Origin of the sequence: Lancefieldella rimae ATCC 49626 (genome assembly GCF_000174015.1) — a bacterium.
GTDB classification, from domain to species: domain Bacteria; phylum Actinomycetota; class Coriobacteriia; order Coriobacteriales; family Atopobiaceae; genus Lancefieldella; species Lancefieldella rimae.
Genome location: NZ_ACFE01000004.1, coordinates 142,214 through 159,475, shown reverse-complemented (window position 1 = coordinate 159,475; position 17,262 = coordinate 142,214). Strand labels below are relative to the sequence as shown.

Genomic DNA, 17,262 nt, shown 5'->3' with positions numbered 1-17,262 from the left:
ATGATTTGCCGGATACAATGATACGTCGGTGTTTAGATGAAACAACGGATATGTCGGCGCGCGGTCTGTTCATCACGCTTGAAGGCATAGACGGTGTGGGCAAATCAACCCAGGCAGACCTTCTCGCAGAAGCACTTATGCAAACCGACAAAGAACTAGTGCGTCTGCGTGAACCCGGAGGAACGGCCATTTCCGAAAAAATTCGGGCCCTTCTTTTGGATGCGTCCAATACCGATATGGCCGATGAGTGCGAACTCTTGCTCTATGAGGCATCTCGTGCGCAGTTGGTGCGCCAAGTCATTGAACCTGCTCTTGCTCGCGGAGCAATTGTGCTTTGTGATCGGTTTTATGATTCTACATTTGCGTATCAGGCAGGCGGTCGCGGCATTGACGAGAAGGTCGTACGTCGGGCAAATGATCTAGGGAGCTGTGGCGTTGTTCCCACACGGACGCTTATTTTTGATTTAGAGCCCGCTGAGGCATTTCAGCGCGCAACCACCAACGGTGCCGATCGTATGGAAGCAGAAGGAGCAGCCTTTCAAAGGTGTGTACGCGAGGCATATATACGTCTTTCCGTGGCAGAACCTTCTCGCGTGCATGTTGTATCGGCATATGGCACCATTGCAGAGGTTCATGCTCGTACGGTTGCCGACCTTTGTGACCTTGTACCGGAGATACAAGAAGCCAAAACGTTTGGTCTTGAGGTTGGAGCTCAAGATGCCTAAGGAGTTGCTACAACATACGCCTTTGACAAAGACCGGAAAAACTCAAATCCCGGCCTTTGAGACATTACATGAGCAGCCACGGGTACGAGAGTTTTTCAGACGGGCTTTTGAGCAGAGGCGTTTGAGCCATGCGTATCTTTTTGTGGGAGCCCCGGGATCCGGAAAGATCGCCGCTGCCGAGGCCGTAGCAAAGAGCATTGTATGCCCGCATGGGGGAGATGGCACCTGTGAGGACTGTATCCGCGTATCACATCATACACACCCCGATGTGCACTGGTACAAGCCGCAGAGTGCTTCGGGATATCTTATCGGTCAGGTCAGAGAGATTATCTCCGACGTGATGCTTGCTCCCATCAAAGCTCAAAATAAGGTATACGTTCTTGATCGGGCCGATCTTTTGCGGACCGAAGCGGCAAACGCACTGCTGAAAACCATCGAAGAGCCTCCGCGTGACGCCATATTTATTCTTTGTGCACGAAGCACCTCAACCGTGCTTCCCACGATTTGTTCTCGCTGCCAAGTGGTTCCGTTTCGTACGCTTTCGGAAAAAGATGCACTTTCGGCGGTTATGCGTAAGACGGTGGCAAGCCAAACGGAAGCACGTGTGGCACTTGCGGTTATCGGAACTCCTTCAAGGGCGCTGGATTTTCTCGCTTCACCATCAAGAAGAGAAGTGCGTCGTCTGATGGTGGAGGCGGTAGGTGATACGCTGCGCTGCGATTCGTGGGATATTTTAGGAAATGCGCGAGAAATCGTGGCAGAAGTCAAAATACCGCTCGGCACGCTTCAACGTGCTCAAGAGGAGGCCCTTGAGACTCATAAGGATTTTTTGGAGAAAAAAGTTCTTAAAGAAGTTGAGAAGGCCAATAAGCGAGAGCTTACCGTACGGGAACGTTCAGGTATGATGGAAGCTCTCGCTGCTGCAGAGTCGCTCCTTCGAGACGTCCTTGTCCGCTGCGAGAATATATCAGAACCAATTGTGAACGAGGACGTTGCCGACGTGGTTGACCGCCTTGCTTCACGAACATATACGCGCGGGGTGATCAGAGCGCTTGCTGCCATTCAGGAAGCCTCTTTCAACCTCGAGCACATGGTAACTCCCCAGCTCGTCGTAGAGACGATGCTGCTTGCTATCAAGGAGGCGCTTACATGCCCGCCGTTGTACCGGTAAAGTTTTCATATGCCGCTCGTGGCCTGTGGTTTGATTGGTCAGACTCAGGCGCGCAAGAGGGCGATCACGTTATTTGCCAGACGGAACGAGGACAAGAGATTGGACTCGTTATCGATGATGTTCGCGATGTCACGGACGACGAACTCGCAGATACCATTGGGGATGCCGAGCTTAAACCGGTGCTCCGCGTGGCCTCGCTTGAGGATCTTGAACGCGCGGAACAACTTGCTCAGATGGGAGATGACGCTTTCCCCATATTTTGCCGCTTTGCCGCTGAAGAAAATCTTGATATGAAGCCGGTGGGAGCGGAATATCTCTTTGATGGCGAGAAGGTCGTGTGTTACTTCTCGGCCGATGAGCGAGTTGACTTCCGCCAGCTGGTACGAGACTTGTCTCATGAGCTGCATCAGCGCATTGATATGAGACAGATTGGCGTGCGTGAGGTAGCGGCCGTTATCGGCGGATATGGTCATTGCGGACAAGAGCTTTGCTGCCGCCGATTTGGCCTTTCGTTTGAGCCTATTTCTATCCGTATGGCAAAAGAGCAAGACCTGCCTCTTAATTCCACGAAAATCTCAGGAGCGTGCGGACGCCTCATGTGTTGTTTGCGCTATGAATTTGAGGCATATAAGGACTTTAAGAATCGTGCTCCCAAGCGCAATGCCGTCATTGAAACTCCCCTTGGAACCGGAAAAATTGTTGAATACAACACGCCGAAAGAGGAAGTTGTAATCCGTCTGGAAAATGGCAAAACGGTACGCATTCCCTTGGGGGATATGACGGCCTCCGATGCCGCGAAGAAAAAAGCGGAAGAGTTTGGCTGCGCGTGTCGCCCTGATACCGTAACGCGACAAGTGCTTGAAAAACTCGAATCTCCCGATGTGCAGATGGCTTTGGCCGAACTTGATCGCGAGCATGGCGTTCTTGAGGAAGAAGAGCCTGAGATAAATCCCGATCTGTTTGTTAAGGTACCGCGCACTCATCGGGTACGTCCTTCTCGCATGGCGCCAACGTATGAAAATGAAACAAAAGATGCCAAAGACGTAAGTCCTGTTGAAATACCCGTTGATGTGCCACGTCGCCGTCGCCATCACCGTCAGGAAGCGGGGTTGCCTGAGACGACCAAGACATCAACTCAGAATACTCCCCAGCGCACAAAACGTACACGCCATCCGGGAGACCGTGCGGGCATGCGTGAAGCAGAGCCGCAGACTTCACAGAAGACACCACCGCACGACAAGCAAATACGTCGTCCGCGGCGCTCTCATGCAACGTCGCAGGCTCAAGCGCCGGCCACAGAACAGCAAAATGCTTCTTCTCGCCGCCGGCATCATGGGAAAAATCAAACAAGTAAAAAGACACATGGTGAAAACAGTAACAATGTATAGCTTAAAAACTGAAAGTTCGTTTGATGCCTCGCATTTTCTGACTGACTATTATGGAAAGTGCGAGAATCTGCACGGCCATCGGTGGCGCGTGGTGGCATATATCTCACAGTCTTATCTTGGGAGCGAGGGAACCACGAAAGACATGGTCATGGATTTTGGCGTTTTCAAAAAGAGGCTCCGTGAGCTTACCGATGAACTCGATCATACGTTTTTAGTCGAAGAGGGGTCTTTGATGGAAAAGACCATCGAGTGCCTTCATGAAGAGGGCTTTACCCTTTCGATTCTTCCGTTTCGTACGACGGCGGAAAATCTTGCCAAATACTTTTTTGACCGACTTGCCGCACAAGGTGTGCCTGTCTCGCAAATTGAAGTTTATGAGACGCCTCTTAACTGTGCCATCTATACGCGCGAGTAGCCGGGTATACTGAGACTAGATTATAAAAGCGCTACGTGTATACGTAACGTGTATGCGTATTCTGAAAGGGGCGGCAATGGCGGCCACCAAGGTCTTACGGGGAGTTAACCTAACGGGTTGGTTGACGTTGGAACCTTGGGTAACTCCTGAACCGTTTGCACGAACTGCCACGGTTGATGAGGTGTCGTTGGCGGCCAAACTTGGAAAGGATGAATACGCAGAGCTTGTGCGTGCTCATCGCGCCTCTTTCATTCACTCCGAAGATTTTTCTCGGATTGCGGCGCGAGGCTTTAATGCGTTGCGCTTGCCGATACCGTGGTATGTCTTTGAACCTCAAAACACACCATATCAACCGTGCATTGATATGGTGGACAGAGCGCTTGAGTGGGCCGAGGAAATCGGGCTCCACGTCATCTTCGTACTTGCCGTCAATCCGGGGCTTCCTGACGGACAAGACAGTACTCCCGGAGGTTCTCCCCGTACTCGCATTTCTTGCGAGAAGAGCCTTGAAATTATCAAAAAGCTTGCGCAACGTTATGCACATCGTTTGGGATTTTTTGGCATTGAAGTTGCCGATGAGGTGCAACCGCGTATCCGTCAGGGACTGCGCGTTATTGACGGGGTACCGGCTCACTCTTTGCGCAACTATTATCGCCGCGCATACAACATTGTCCGTACGGTTGCGGGAGAAGATCCGGTGGTTATTCTTCCCGACGGGGGATGGCCTTCAGGCTGGCGGCGTTTTATGAGTCAACAATCCTATACAAATGTATGGCTTGATTGTCACTTGGACAAAACACCTTCTTCCGTTGACTGTTCCGGCCCTTTAGGTATTCAGAGAGTGATAGACGCAAAGCGTTCTTATCTTCTTCAGGTTTCATCGGGAGATTTGCCGGTGATGGTGGGAAAGTGGTCGGCTTCGCTTCCCACGCCGGACGGCTCCATGACCGCTGAGGGTCGCATTGCCCTTGAGCGTATTTATGCTTCCGGACAGCTTGCCGCATATCGCGGATGTCCTGCCTGGTTTTTCCAGACCTGGAAGACGAGCGCGTTTTTGGCAGGGTGGGACGCGCGCGTTGCTCTTGCTTCGTTTGAGAGAGGAATGCTCAACTGATGGAAGCGGAAAACCAACCGCGTGTTTCACCTGCAAAATCGGGTCTGCTTTCGGTGGTAGGAACACCCATAGGAAACCTTTCGGACGCATCACCACGCGTCCTCGATACGCTTGCCACTGCGGATGTCATTTTTTGTGAGGATACACGCGTCACTTCAAAGCTCCTCTCGGCATTTGGCTTACATGCCTCTCTGCAGAGGTGCGACGAGAACGTTATTGAGGCTCAGATCGCTCCCGCACTTAAACGACTTGCGCAAGGTCAACATCTTGCATTTGTATCGGATGCGGGGATGCCGGGAGTTTCTGATCCGGGACAGCGCTTGGTGGATGCCGTGCTTGATGCGGGATTTGCAACGGAGGTTGTTCCGGGGCCGTCTGCGGTAACGTGCGCTCTTGTGGCATCGGGGCTCGCGAGCGAACATTTCTTTTTTGAAGGTTTTTTGCCGCGCAAACATGGCGCGCAGAAAGATCGCCTAGTGCAACTGGCAGCCATTCCGGCGACGCTGGTGATATATGAATCTCCTCGAAGGGTTGCCGCAACACTTGCAACCATCTCCGAGGTGATGCCGCGCCGTCGTCTTGCGCTTGTGCGAGAGCTTACGAAAGTCCACGAAGAAGTGATACGTGGGTTGGCACCGGAGTTGGCGGCAACCGTTGCGGCGCGGGAACACCTCAAGGGAGAATGTGTCATCGTGGTCTCCGCTCCCAAAGAGCATGAGTCAGAAGAAGGCTCTAAGGCCTCCGAGGCATCCATGAACCCGTCAGCAGAGCAAACGCTTGCAGATGCCATCCAGGCAGGGCTTGAAGCGGGAGAACGTAAGTCTACGCTTGCAAAGCGGCTCTCCAAGTCCTTCTCGCTTGATCGTGATGTTGTGTATGAAGCCATTTTGAAAGCCGTGCATACGCCGTGAGCGGAGGGCTCCCGAGAAGCGGAGCCAGTAAAGTATGGCTTTTGAACAACGGGAGTGCCATCCTGCGGTACAATTTCAAAGTTACTGAAGTTTGTTGAGGGAGCCGGTATGCCCGAGGGTAAACAGCCATATTTCATTACAACGCCCATCTATTATGTCAACGCAAAGCCGCATCTTGGTACGGCGTATTGCTCGCTTTTGTGCGACGTACAAGCACGTTTTCGTCGAGCTGCCGGCTATGATGTCCTCTTTTTGACGGGCATGGATGAGCATGGCGAGAAGGTCGCCCAGGCTGCGGCTGAGCACGGAATGGAGCCGCAGGCGTGGTGTGACTCTCAGGCCCCGTATTTCAAGGATTTGTGGGATGAGCTTGAGGTCTCCTACGATGATTTCATTCGGACAACCGAGCCCCGCCAGTATCGCGCCGTGCAGTATCTTTGGGAGCGTATGCGCGATTCGGGCTATATCTATAAGGGTTCGTATGACGGATGGTATTGCGTTCATGAAGAGACGTACTTCACCGAGACGCAGGTAGAGAAGGCCGATGAAGAGCAAGGGACAAAAGGACAGCATCTATGTCCCGACTGCCATCGTCCGCTTGAGCGTGTAACGGAAGAGTCGTGGTTCTTTAAACTTTCCGAGTTTCAGGATCGCCTCCTTAAACTGTACGAAGAACATCCCGAGTTCGTAGAGCCTGATTTTCGTCTCAATGAGGTTCGTTCCTTTGTGGAGTCGGGACTTCAGGACGTATCCGTTTCTCGTACAAGCTTTGACTGGGGAATTCCCGTTCCCTTTGATGAAGGCCATGTTACCTACGTGTGGTTTGATGCGCTGCTCAACTACTATACCGCGGTTGGGTATGGCGATGATTCTCCGGAGGCGGCCGCCTTGCGTGCACGCTTCTGGCCTGCTCAGATGCACGTAGTAGGCAAAGACATCATCCGTTTTCACTGTGTTATCTGGCCGGCAATGCTTATGGCTCTTGGTGAGAGTGTACCTGAGCGCGTATTTGCCCATGGTTTTCTTAACGTGCGGAACTCTGAGACCGGTGCGATAGAGAAGATGTCAAAGTCGCGCGGCAATGCCATTGCACCCGAGGATGTCGTAAAGCTTTTGGGCGTTGAGGGATATCGCTATTACTTCATGACTGACGTGGTACCCGGTGAAGATTCCGGCATTTCCTTTGAGCGTATGGAGCAGGTTTACAATGCGGACCTTGCAAACAGCTGGGGCAATTTGGTTTCTCGCTCGCTTAATATGAGCGACAAGTACTTTGCAGGGTGCACGCCTCACGTTGACGGTGCGCTCATCTCTGATAAAAATCCCTTAAAAGCACTGGCTGACGGTATCTATGGGCGCTACGCTACCTGCATGGATCATATGAACTATGTGGGAGCAAAAGATGTGGTCATGGAGCTTGTTCATGCCGCCAACCACTACATTGAAGAGTCCGCGCCTTGGAACGTGGCAAAAGATCCTGCGCGCGTGAGCGAGCTTGCGGAAATCATTTACTCGCTGCTGGAGGCCATTCGTATCAGTGCCCATCTTTTGATGCCCTTTATGCCTACGACATCGGCTGAGGTACTCAGCCGTATGAGTTTGGGCGAGGATGAGATAACTTCATGTGCGCTTGAAAAAGATTGTACGTGGGGCAAGCTTTCCGGCGGACTTGCTGTTACCAAGGGAGAAGCACTGTTCCCCCGTCTTGCTTCCACAAAATAAAGGTGAGCGAGAAGTGACGTTTGCCGCGCAAGATGCAGCCTCATGGTTGGCCAATCCTCGTGCAACTCGTGAGACACTGGAAGCCTTTGGGCTTGCCACAAAGCATCGGCTGGGTCAGAATTTTTTGGTGGAAGACAACATCATTCGCAAAATCATCCGGCTTGCCGAGCTGACCTCAGATGATGTGGTTTTGGAAGTAGGACCCGGGCTCGGAACGCTTACGGTAGCAATGCTCGACTACGTTCGTGCAGTCTGTTCGATTGAGGCTGACCGCGAGCTTGAGGGTGTGCTTGCGGCAACGTGTAAAGAGCCGCATCAAGACTCTTTTGTTTTGTGCATGGGAGATGCCCTGAAAGCAACGCCTCAGCTGGTGGGGGATGCGTATGCTTCGCTTGGGGTGTTTGCAGACACGCAGGGCAAAGAAGCGAGTGGGGCTTTGATTGGCCCCAATAAGTTTGTTTCCAATTTGCCCTATCAGGTGGCGGCCACTCTGATCCTTCTATTTTTTCAGGAATTTACAACGCTTGAACAGGCTGTCGTTATGGTGCAAGCCGAGGTTGCCGATCGTATTGCGGCAAAGCCCGGTACCAAAGCGTATGGCGCATATACTGCCAAGCTTGCTCTCTATGCACAGGTTTCCGGCCGCTTTGAGGTAGCGCCAGGTAATTTTATGCCACCTCCGCGCGTCAATTCCGCCGTCGTACGTCTTGAAAGAGCTCCCATGACAGATCCTTCGGGCACCAGCGTATTGACATCCGAGCAGCTTGCCTGGGTCGCACGCGTCATTGACGCCGCATTTGCGCAGCGCAGAAAAACCATCCGTAACTCTATGGGAGCTTCGGGATTTAAAAAAGATACACTAGAGAAAGCGTTTCTCGCCGCACATATAGAGCCTACCGTTCGTGCGGAAGCGTTGGGAGTGAAGGATTTTGTGCGCCTTGCCATGGCGCTGGCAGAAGGAGGGGCGTATGGGGAAGAAACCACATTTGTCCATGGCTGACGTCGATTCGTTGACGTTTGAAGACAGCTGTCTTTTTCACGATATTCGCGGTCGTGCCCATGAAGCGCCCACCCCTCTTGCTCCTCTTGCTGATACCCACGGGCACCTGGGATCTCTGGAAGACCATGATGCGGCTCTATCGCTTGTGCGTGCGGCTCTTGCGGGTGTGCGACTTTTGGTATGCCCCATAGATCCAGCGTTTGCTCATGAGTTTCCGGATACGTGGAAAGATCCTCAGGCGCTGGAGGCGTGGTTTGGCAAAACCATTGCAAAGGCTCGCGAATATCTCTCACGCTTTGCAGAGTGCGGTCTCGTGCCGCCAACGTTTGCGGGTGCATACGAGAATGTTCCGGAGCTTCTTGAAAATGTTTTCGTCATTGCGGGTGCGCATCCGTATTCGGCGGCGGATTTTGATGATGACGCCCGTGCGCGCATGGAGCAGTTGCTTGCATGTGAGCGTACGCTTGGTGTAGGTGAGATTGGCCTTGATTTTGGGCCGTACTGTGAGGTTTGTGAGGAAGCTCAGGTACGTGCTTTTCGGGCGCAACTCCGTATGGCGCATGAGCATCGTTTGCCCGTGGAGCTGCATCTTCGTGACGGAGAAGGCAATACCCACGCACATGATGTGGCGCAAACCATTCTTGAGCAGGAAGGTGTCCCTGAGGCCGGCTGCGATCTGCATTGCTTTACTGACGGCGTGGAAGTTATGGCACCCTTTGTGGAACTTGGCTGTTATGTCGCATTTGGCGGAGCGGCAACGTTTAAGCGCTCGGAAGATATCCGGAGTGCCGCACTGGCATGTCCAAGTGCGCAGATACTTTCGGAGACGGATGCGCCCTATATGGCTCCCGAGCCCTTGCGCGGCAGTGAGTGTGAACCTGCGATGGTGGCGTTTTCCGCAGAACTTCTCGCCCGCATACGTGCCGAAGCCGGTGTGGCTTCAAAACAAGAAACCTATGATGCGCTTTGGACCAATGCGCTGCGCCTGTGTGGTTTGGATTGATGATGCAAAAACTACTGGTAGTTGAAGACGACCAAAAAATCAGAGATGAGCTTGTGACGCTGTTGCAGCGCAATGGATATGACGCATGTGCGCTTACGTCGTTTGTCGATGTTCCCGGGCAAATTTTACAGTCCGGAGTTGATTTGGTTCTTTTGGATCTCAATTTGCCGGGAGTGGACGGACAGCACGTATGCCGAGAAGTGCGACAAAAGAGCAACGTTGCCATTATTGCAGTAACCAGCAGAAACTCCGATCTTGATGAACTTATGATGCTCTCTTTGGGTGCCGACGACTTTGTGGCAAAACCGTATAATACACAGATTTTACTGCTCCATATTGCAACGGTACTTCGTCGCGTTGGTGTAGTGGCAGAACCGTCAGCCGAGATCACACACGGTGGCGTTACCCTTGACACCGCGGCCTGTCGGGTTCATGCGGCAGGAGGAAGCGCGGAGTTAACCAAAAACGAGCTGCGGATACTGGCAATTTTGATGCGTAACGCCGGCACCGTTGTGTCCCGTCAGCGCATTCAGGAAGAGCTTTGGCAGTCGGATGAGTTTGTCGATGACAATACGCTCACGGTTAATGTGAGCCATCTGAGGCAGACGCTTGCCGGTATTGGTGTGGAAGAGTATGTGAGCACGCGGCGCGGTCTTGGGTATATCGTCATATAGGCATACGGCTCTGCGGGTTGTGTGGTGCACAAACATGAATTTTTTTATCTATCTCAAAAACCGAACGATTGCCATACTGGCAATCCTTGCGATGTCGATAGTGCTTTTTGCCACGTTGTATATAGCGGGCGTTACTCCGTTTATCATTTGGTACAGCATCTGTTTAATCGTAATCGTGTCTTTTGTGGGTCTTATCGCCGATTATCTTCATCGGTTTGGCTTTTATAAAAGACTTTCGCAAGATCTTAAAGCCATGGACGTCAATGCTTTTTTGACACCTTCAATGTCGGCTGCACCTACCACCTATGAAGAGCAGCTTTTTTATGAGGCGCTGAAAGCCATGTCAAAATCAATGGCAGACCGGCTTGCAAAGAATCGTGCGGCATCGCGAGAATATCGTGAATATATTGAGATGTGGGTACACGAGATAAAAACTCCCATTTCCGCAGCCCACCTAATTGCACAGAACAATCCCGGACAAGCAACCGATGCCATGGACCTTCAGCTTTCTAAGGTGGAGTCCCTTGTTGAACAGGCTCTTTTTTATGCACGGGGAGCCGCTCTTGATAGAGACTTCTCCATTCGTTCGGTACGTCTGGAAAGTGTCGTGAGAGCCGCACTTCGCGCCAATGCACGCGCTCTGATTGATGCGGGCGTTGTACCGCACCTCGAACATCTTGCATATTGCGTCAAAGCAGACCCTAAGTGGCTCGAATTTATTTTGAGCCAGCTGCTTATCAATGCGGCAAAATATCGGCGAGAAGATCTTGCTCCCGGAGAGGCAGAAGTTAAAATATCCGCAGATCAAAAAGAAGTTTCTGCAGGAACGTATGTGACAAGTCTTACCGTTTTTGACAACGGTATCGGCATTCCCGCACAAGATATTCCCCGGGTTTTTGATAAGGCATTCACGGGGGAAAACGGCCGCAAATATGCCAAATCAACCGGCATTGGATTGTATTTGGTTCATCAGCTGTGTACCAAGATGGGACTTTCCGTGGCCGTATCGTCTGAGGTAGGTGTGGGAACTGCGGTTACCATTACGTTTAGCGAGAGCATGGCAGATCTTCTCGCACGCTAAATGGCTCTTTCCCAAAGTTCATCTGTCTGGTGATCGGATCCTATGACAAAGGTATGATGACCAAACTTTTTGAAACCAAACTTGGCATAGAGAGCTTTTGCAGGCTCGTTGTGTCCCCAAACGCCGAGCCACGCGCGTGTTTTACCCAACTTTTGGGCTTGCGTAAGGGCAAACGACATGAGGAGAGATCCAAGACCACGACCCTGATAGGAAGGCAGCAGGTAAATACGCTGCACCTCAAGGGAGTCTGCACGCTGTGCTTCGGTTTGTGCGTATCCGACGCTTAGTTTAAGGTATCCCACAACCTCACGGTTGACTTCAATAAAATAAAAGGCAGCTTCAGGGTCTGCAAGTTCTTGTGCGAGGGTATCTGCGCCGTACGCATCCTCGACGTAATCGGCAAGATCGTCGGCGGTCTTGAAAGCTAAGAAGGTATCGACAAAGGCATTGGTGCTGATACGCTGTAAAAGTGACAGTTCATCTGCGTGTACGGGGCGTATGGTTACGCAGGATTCATCAATTTTTTCAGGCATGCCGTCAATGCCTGAGATTTTGCGTACCTTGTTGAGGTCAAGCGACATCAGATGGTGCTTAACGCCAAAGTGTTCAATTGGACCGTCTGTTTGAACCGTCTGCTCAAAGCCCTCACGGCGGTATACGGCTTCCGCACTAGCCTGAGCTTCTACAAGAAGTGTCGAGGATCCGGTATTTTCTGCCAGATAGGCAATGGTATCGCGTAAGAGTTTGCCACCAATACCGCATCCCTTACGGCGCGAGCACACACGACCGATCGTCGGTTGAGGATATACGATACCTGGATCAAGTATACGCAGATAGGCAGCAACGGTCTTCTCGCCCTGCGTCTCTTCACCTTGTGGAGTATCCAGATAAAAAACGTGTGTGGCACGATAATCGAGACCGTCTAAATCGTTGTAGACAATTTTTTGCTGAGCAATGAAGGTTTCCGCTCTGAGAGAAAGAATCTCGTAGAGTTCTTCCGCACTCAACTCACCGAATCGTTTGATTACAAGCTCCATAGAAGCTCCCGTATGGTTGCCATTTTGTTTATCCTATTATGGCGCAAGCAATGTGATAAAACCGTAAGGTTTTTGTAAGGTGTATCGATGGCTTTGTGGATGCGCCCGTGTGATGATAAAGACATTCGTACGCGAGAAGAACGTCTTGTTCAAAGGAGACATCTCATGCCCAATAGCCCCATTGCCCCTGCCGGTGTCCATATGCAGCAGACAGCTCAGCCAACTCACAACTCTGCTTTACCGAAGTTTGTACTGGTATGTCAGAATCTTGAGAAATATTACGGAGCGAGAAACAACATCACCAAGGCACTCGACGGCATCAACCTATCCGTTCAACGCGGTGAGTTCATTGCCATTATGGGACCTTCGGGATCCGGTAAGACAACGCTTTTGAATTGCATCTCCACCATCGACCAGCCGACGGCAGGCCACATCTTCGTTGACGATCAAGAGATTACCAGTCTGCGTGGCCGTGACCTTGCAACGTTTCGCCGCGATCGTTTGGGCTTCATCTTTCAGGATGCCAATCTGTTGGATACGCTGACGGCCCGGGAGAACATTGCGCTCTCGCTGACCATCGGCCACGTGAGCGCCAAAGAGACGCTTCAGCGCGTGGAGGAAGTGGCGCATCGCCTGGAGATATCCGAGGTGCTCGACAAGTTCCCGCACGAGATGTCCGGTGGCCAGCGTCAACGCGTAGCTGCGGCTCGCGCAATCGTCACCAACCCCTCGCTTGTGCTGGCGGACGAACCCACGGGTTCCCTTGATTCCAAGAATGCCCGCGCTCTGCTTGAGAGCTTTGAGGGTATGAACCGCACGGGAGCTACCATTGCCATGGTTACCCACGACTCGTTTGCGGCCTCCTATGCGCACCGTGTGGTCTTTATCAAAGACGGTCGCATCTTTAACGAGATCGTTCGTGGCGAGAAGGGCCGTAAGCAGTTCTTTGATGAGATTATGGACGTCGTTTCCTTCCTGGGAGGGGAGGGCGCTGATGTACGCTAAAATTGCTCTTGGAAATGTACGTAAGTCCATCCGTGATTTTAGCGTTTATTTCTTGACGCTTGCGATAGGTGTGGCTCTCTTTTATGCGTTCAATTCCATCACACAACAGACGGTTGTCTTAAATCTCAGTGATGACAGCCGCGCCATCGTGCAACTGCTGGCCGGGGTTATCACGGGTGTTTCGGTATTTCTGGCCATTGTTTTAGGCTTTTTGGTTGTCTATGCAAATCGTTTTTTGATTCGCCGCCGCAAACATGAGTTTGGCATGTATCTCACCTTAGGCATGACACGACAAGATGTTTCAAAAATTATCGTGTTAGAGACGTTGATTGTTGGTGTGTTGGCGCTTGCGGTTGGACTTGTTGCGGGTGTTTTTGGCTCACAGCTGATGACCTATGCCACGGCACGTCTTTTTGACGCGCAGATTAAAGAATTTACCTTTGTCTTTTCTGCACATTCATGTATTTCAACCATTGTGTACTTCACCATTATGTTTGCGGTGTCACTGCTTTTTAATGTCGTGACGATTTCACGCTACAAGCTCATTGATCTTATTGACGCCGATAAGGTGAGTGAAAACATAAAAGTCAGAAATCTTGCTGTTTCCGTCGTTTTGTTTATTGCCTCACTTGTTATCATCGGCATTTCATATCGTATGCTGCTGCATAACGGTATGAGAAAGATGGACGGAGAATTTGCGGGCGCAACGGCTTTGGTGTCTGTAGGAACGTTGCTCTTTTTCTTTTCGATGTCGGGGTTTTTGCTTCGCTTTGTGCAATCAAGGAAGAGTTTTTATTTTCGCGGTTTGAATGCTTTTACTCTGCGCCAGTTCAACAGCAGGGTAAATACGGCGTGGCTTTCCATCTCGATGGTGTGCGCCATGCTCTTTATTGCTATTTGTGGCTTTTGCTCGGGTTTCTCGCTTGTTGAAGCGATAAATGCACAGTTCAAAGCCATTACTTCGGTTGATGCAACGCTTTCCATGACCGTCAACCACAGCATGGATCCCAAAAGCATATCTACGATGGACCTAAATGAGCTTGCTCGCTCCCGCTATCCCAAGTGGGATTCTTTGATGGATACTTCTACTCAGGTTGACTTTTATATGGTCAAAGATTCTCGTGGTGAGGTTGAGTTGAACTTTGGGGTATTTGCAAAACATGCCGGCGTTAATCCAAGCTCTATTTATCCCGGGTATGTAGACGATGATATGGTGGGATCTCTGCCCGTTCCCATTATTACGGCTTCGCAATATAACCGTATACGGCAAATAAACGGGCTGTCTCCGGTTGACTTTGGCCAAGACGGATATCTCGTCTGGACCACTTCAAATGCCAAAGTAATAGATTTCTGGAAGAAGTATTCGCAGGACAACAAGACACTTGATCTCTATGGTACGACGTATCATTCGGTTGCCGGTGGCTACGACGATAAGCTTCGGATGCCCGGCAGTGTAAGTGAGCATTCTGCAACAGGAACATTGGTCGTCTCTGATAATGCTCTGCCCAAAGAAGCTTCTCTGGAGAGCTCGGTTCTTTTCGTCAACTACGCTCAAACAAAAGATGCGGGCGAGAAGACCCTTCAAGATGCCAAAAAGACCGCTTTTGGTAACGGCATTCTTCTCGGTGATGAAGATAAAGACGAGTGGGCAGTGCTGAATCTCTCCTCAACCAAAGAGACCGCAGAAAGAACCAGCCTTATGACGGCAGCCGTTACCTATCTTGCGCTGTATATTGGCTTTATCCTGCTTATTGCCTGCGCTTCAATCTTTGCTCTGCAGCAGCTCTCTGAAGCATCGGATAACGTACGCGCGTATCGGGTTTTGGCGGAGCTTGGTGCTGAGAGAAGCACGGTAAACCGAGCGCTGTTCATTCAGATCGGTGTTTATTTCCTCTTGCCTTTGATCGTTGCGAGTGCTCATGCGTTTGTAGCGCTTTCAATTGTGGCGGATGTGGTTTCTATTGTAGGGGGCATCGATATCGCCTCTTCGTTAGTCGGAACGATTGCATTGGTGCTTGCGGTATATGGCGGCTATTTCCTGCTGACCTATTTCACGGCGCGCAGCATTATCTTCCGGGGTAATCGCAGGATCAGCTAAAGAGGCACAGGCGAAAGCATTTACGCGCTTGGTTTCTTACACCGGTGGGTAAAACGGACGGATATTCAACTTTTGAATATCCGTCCGTTTCGTTTGGCGTCCCACTTAGGTAGAATGGTTACCGGTAGAATGATACCGCGCGCATGAAGCGCTTCTCGTCAAACGTATTGAGCTACAGGAGGAATCATGGGTCTTTGGTCCAAGGTCAAAAATGTGTTCGTGTCTGCCAACGATGACGAGACACCGCAGAAGGCCACGTTTACGACACGGGAGGACACCGTATATGCCCCCTGCTCAGGTGTTTTGGTGAGCGTACAAGAGGTTCATGATGAGATAATCTCAAGCGGTCTTTTTGGCGAAGGTTATGGCATTTTGCCCGTTGGCCTTGACTGTATCTACGCTCCGTGTGATGCTCGCGTAACCGCTACCAATGTAACCAACCACTCAATTGGTCTGACTACTGAGAGCGGTATTGAGATTTTGATTCATATTGGCGTGGATACCGTCAAGATGAACGGTAAGGGTTTCAAGCGTTTCGTGCATGCAAATGACAACGTTAAGGCCGGAACTCCGCTTATCGCATTTGATTCGTTGGGCATTGAGTCTGCCGGATATGAAAACGTGATTGTCATTACCGTTACCAATGCGGACAAGTTTAGTCATATCGATTTGGTTGGGGAGTCGGGCACACTGGTAGGCGGCCGTCCTTTGGTCAAGCTTGGCGATCCTATTCTGCACGTTTCACGATAGAGTTCGGCTTTTTTGCCCCGTTAGGAGTTTTAGTACATGCTTCGCGTTTCCAAAGCCATCCTGCACGTCTTTGATTTTGAGACGGGCACAAAGCACTTTTCTGACACCGCTTTGGATCTGGAGGACAGGCAGACGCGCTCGTACGTGCAGCGCCGCCTTCGCAAGATTACGTCAAATCCGGAATCTCGCCACGGTGAGTTTGCCGAGAAGAGCAACTTTGCAGGCGGGCTTCAAGAATATACACACGGCGATTTTGGATTCGTGGAGTTTTCCGCGCAGATTGCCCAGTGGTTCTGGGAAAATCTTCGCAAGGTTGATGAAACCGAGCAGTGTGATCTTTTGGTGGCAGACTATCTCAACACCGATGCTGCAACATCTGCGGATACTGCAGATGAGGCGAGTGGCGATGATGATGCTTTTGACGGGGATACTCGCCGACTCTTTGCGATTGTGCTTCTCCCAAGAAAACAGGCATTTGTCCACGACGTGTCCGCAACGTCTAATGAGATTTTGCGACAGGATGCCACACTTCCAAATCCCACACAAAAAGTCGATACCTATGCAGTCATTGATTTGGGTACGGGTTCAATTGATTTTCACGATCATGAGCGCCTTATGGCTGGTCAGGCTCGTCATATCATGTCCGAACTCTTTTTGCAGTGCTCTTCCGAGGCGTCAAGCCAAGAAGTAATCAGCGAGGTTACCGGCATTGTTCAGGAATTGGCCGAAGAGTATAACCTTGAGCCGGCAGTGGAAGTGTCTCGTGCAAAAGCGGCCGTTGCCGCCGCCGTTGAAGTACACGAAACGGTTGATCCCGTCAACGTCGGGCGCCAGGTTTTTGAGGACAGGCCGGAGATTTGTGAGCGCTATGAGGCGCGAGCCGCCGAGAAGCACTTGCCGGAGGAAGTCTCGGTTAAACGAGGGCCTGCCGGACGCATGACACGTAGTCACAAGATTCGGACGGATACCGGCATCGAGATTACCTTTCCTTCGGAGATGACTAATCATCCGGGATTTTTGGAGTTTACACGAGAATCAGATGGCAGAATGACAATCTCCATCAAAAACGTGGCACATATTGAAAACCGATAAAAGTAATGGCTACCAGTGGTTCTTCTCGCCACAAAAGGAGTTCCGTCAAAAAATTCACAATCTTTTTGCTAAAAGT

General features: G+C 51.1%; 16 protein-coding genes. 15 read left to right on the top strand and 1 reads right to left on the bottom strand.

What is annotated here, in order from left to right:
* The first annotated feature begins 5 nt into the window (after positions 1-5).
* From tmk to ATORI0001_RS06750, 11 genes are all read left to right on the top strand, one after another.
* The gene (tmk, locus tag ATORI0001_RS06800; protein ID WP_003150260.1) at positions 6-725 is read left to right on the top strand and encodes a dTMP kinase; all 720 of its coding nucleotides are present in this window, start codon (positions 6-8) and stop codon (positions 723-725) included.
* Positions 718-1,896, top strand: coding sequence for a DNA polymerase III subunit (locus ATORI0001_RS06795; RefSeq protein ID WP_003150191.1), 1,179 nt, complete (start codon positions 718-720; stop codon positions 1,894-1,896). Before tmk ends, ATORI0001_RS06795 begins: the two co-directional genes overlap by 8 nt.
* Positions 1,875-3,284: a PSP1 domain-containing protein gene (locus ATORI0001_RS06790; protein ID WP_003150381.1), complete on the top strand. Its 1,410-nt coding sequence runs from the start codon at positions 1,875-1,877 to the stop codon at positions 3,282-3,284. Before ATORI0001_RS06795 ends, ATORI0001_RS06790 begins: the two co-directional genes overlap by 22 nt.
* Positions 3,277-3,699, top strand: a complete 423-nt coding sequence (locus tag ATORI0001_RS06785) for a 6-pyruvoyl trahydropterin synthase family protein (RefSeq protein ID WP_040324652.1) — start codon at positions 3,277-3,279, stop codon at positions 3,697-3,699. Before ATORI0001_RS06790 ends, ATORI0001_RS06785 begins: the two co-directional genes overlap by 8 nt.
* Before the next feature lie 76 nt (positions 3,700-3,775).
* A complete protein-coding gene (locus ATORI0001_RS06780) occupies positions 3,776-4,813 on the top strand; it encodes a glycoside hydrolase family 5 protein (protein ID WP_003150365.1) in 1,038 nt (345 codons plus the stop codon).
* On the top strand, positions 4,813-5,724 hold the full coding sequence (gene rsmI / locus ATORI0001_RS06775) for a 16S rRNA (cytidine(1402)-2'-O)-methyltransferase (RefSeq protein ID WP_003150313.1): 912 nt from the start codon (positions 4,813-4,815) through the stop codon (positions 5,722-5,724). Before ATORI0001_RS06780 ends, rsmI begins: the two co-directional genes overlap by 1 nt.
* A 108-nt stretch (positions 5,725-5,832) precedes the next feature.
* Positions 5,833-7,446, top strand: coding sequence for a methionine--tRNA ligase (gene metG, locus ATORI0001_RS06770; RefSeq protein ID WP_003150188.1), 1,614 nt, complete (start codon positions 5,833-5,835; stop codon positions 7,444-7,446).
* A 13-nt stretch (positions 7,447-7,459) separates the two neighbouring features.
* Positions 7,460-8,446, top strand: a complete 987-nt coding sequence (rsmA, locus tag ATORI0001_RS06765) for a 16S rRNA (adenine(1518)-N(6)/adenine(1519)-N(6))-dimethyltransferase RsmA (RefSeq protein ID WP_003150331.1) — start codon at positions 7,460-7,462, stop codon at positions 8,444-8,446.
* Positions 8,415-9,449, top strand: coding sequence for a TatD family hydrolase (locus ATORI0001_RS06760; protein ID WP_003150421.1), 1,035 nt, complete (start codon positions 8,415-8,417; stop codon positions 9,447-9,449). Before rsmA ends, ATORI0001_RS06760 begins: the two co-directional genes overlap by 32 nt.
* Before the next feature lie 2 nt (positions 9,450-9,451).
* Positions 9,452-10,123 (top strand): response regulator transcription factor, encoded by a 672-nt coding sequence (locus tag ATORI0001_RS06755; RefSeq protein WP_003150228.1) that lies wholly within the window; start codon positions 9,452-9,454, stop codon positions 10,121-10,123.
* Between the two features lie 34 nt (positions 10,124-10,157).
* Positions 10,158-11,204, top strand: a complete 1,047-nt coding sequence (locus ATORI0001_RS06750; protein WP_003150158.1) for a sensor histidine kinase — start codon at positions 10,158-10,160, stop codon at positions 11,202-11,204.
* Here ATORI0001_RS06750 and ATORI0001_RS07800 read toward each other — a convergent pair.
* Positions 11,201-12,241, bottom strand: coding sequence for a GNAT family N-acetyltransferase (locus ATORI0001_RS07800; protein ID WP_003150296.1), 1,041 nt, complete (start codon positions 12,239-12,241; stop codon positions 11,201-11,203). The genes ATORI0001_RS06750 and ATORI0001_RS07800 overlap by 4 nt on opposite strands.
* A 201-nt stretch (positions 12,242-12,442) precedes the next feature.
* On the opposite strand from ATORI0001_RS07800, the gene ATORI0001_RS06740 reads away from it, so the two are divergent.
* The 4 genes from ATORI0001_RS06740 (at position 12,443) to ATORI0001_RS06725 (ending at position 17,186) form a co-directional block, all read left to right on the top strand.
* Positions 12,443-13,246 carry an ABC transporter ATP-binding protein gene (locus ATORI0001_RS06740; RefSeq protein WP_162010747.1) on the top strand — a complete coding sequence of 268 codons (804 nt, stop codon included), beginning with the start codon at positions 12,443-12,445 and terminating at the stop codon, positions 13,244-13,246.
* Positions 13,236-15,344 (top strand): FtsX-like permease family protein, encoded by a 2,109-nt coding sequence (locus ATORI0001_RS06735; protein ID WP_003150238.1) that lies wholly within the window; start codon positions 13,236-13,238, stop codon positions 15,342-15,344. The genes ATORI0001_RS06740 and ATORI0001_RS06735 overlap by 11 nt, the downstream gene beginning before the upstream one ends.
* 186 nt (positions 15,345-15,530) lie before the next feature.
* On the top strand, positions 15,531-16,094 hold the full coding sequence (locus ATORI0001_RS06730; protein WP_003150155.1) for a PTS sugar transporter subunit IIA: 564 nt from the start codon (positions 15,531-15,533) through the stop codon (positions 16,092-16,094).
* A gap of 36 nt (positions 16,095-16,130) precedes the next feature.
* Complete coding sequence (locus tag ATORI0001_RS06725; RefSeq protein ID WP_003150285.1) at positions 16,131-17,186, top strand: nucleoid-associated protein; 1,056 nt, start codon at positions 16,131-16,133, stop codon at positions 17,184-17,186.
* The last annotated feature ends 76 nt before the right edge of the window (positions 17,187-17,262 follow it).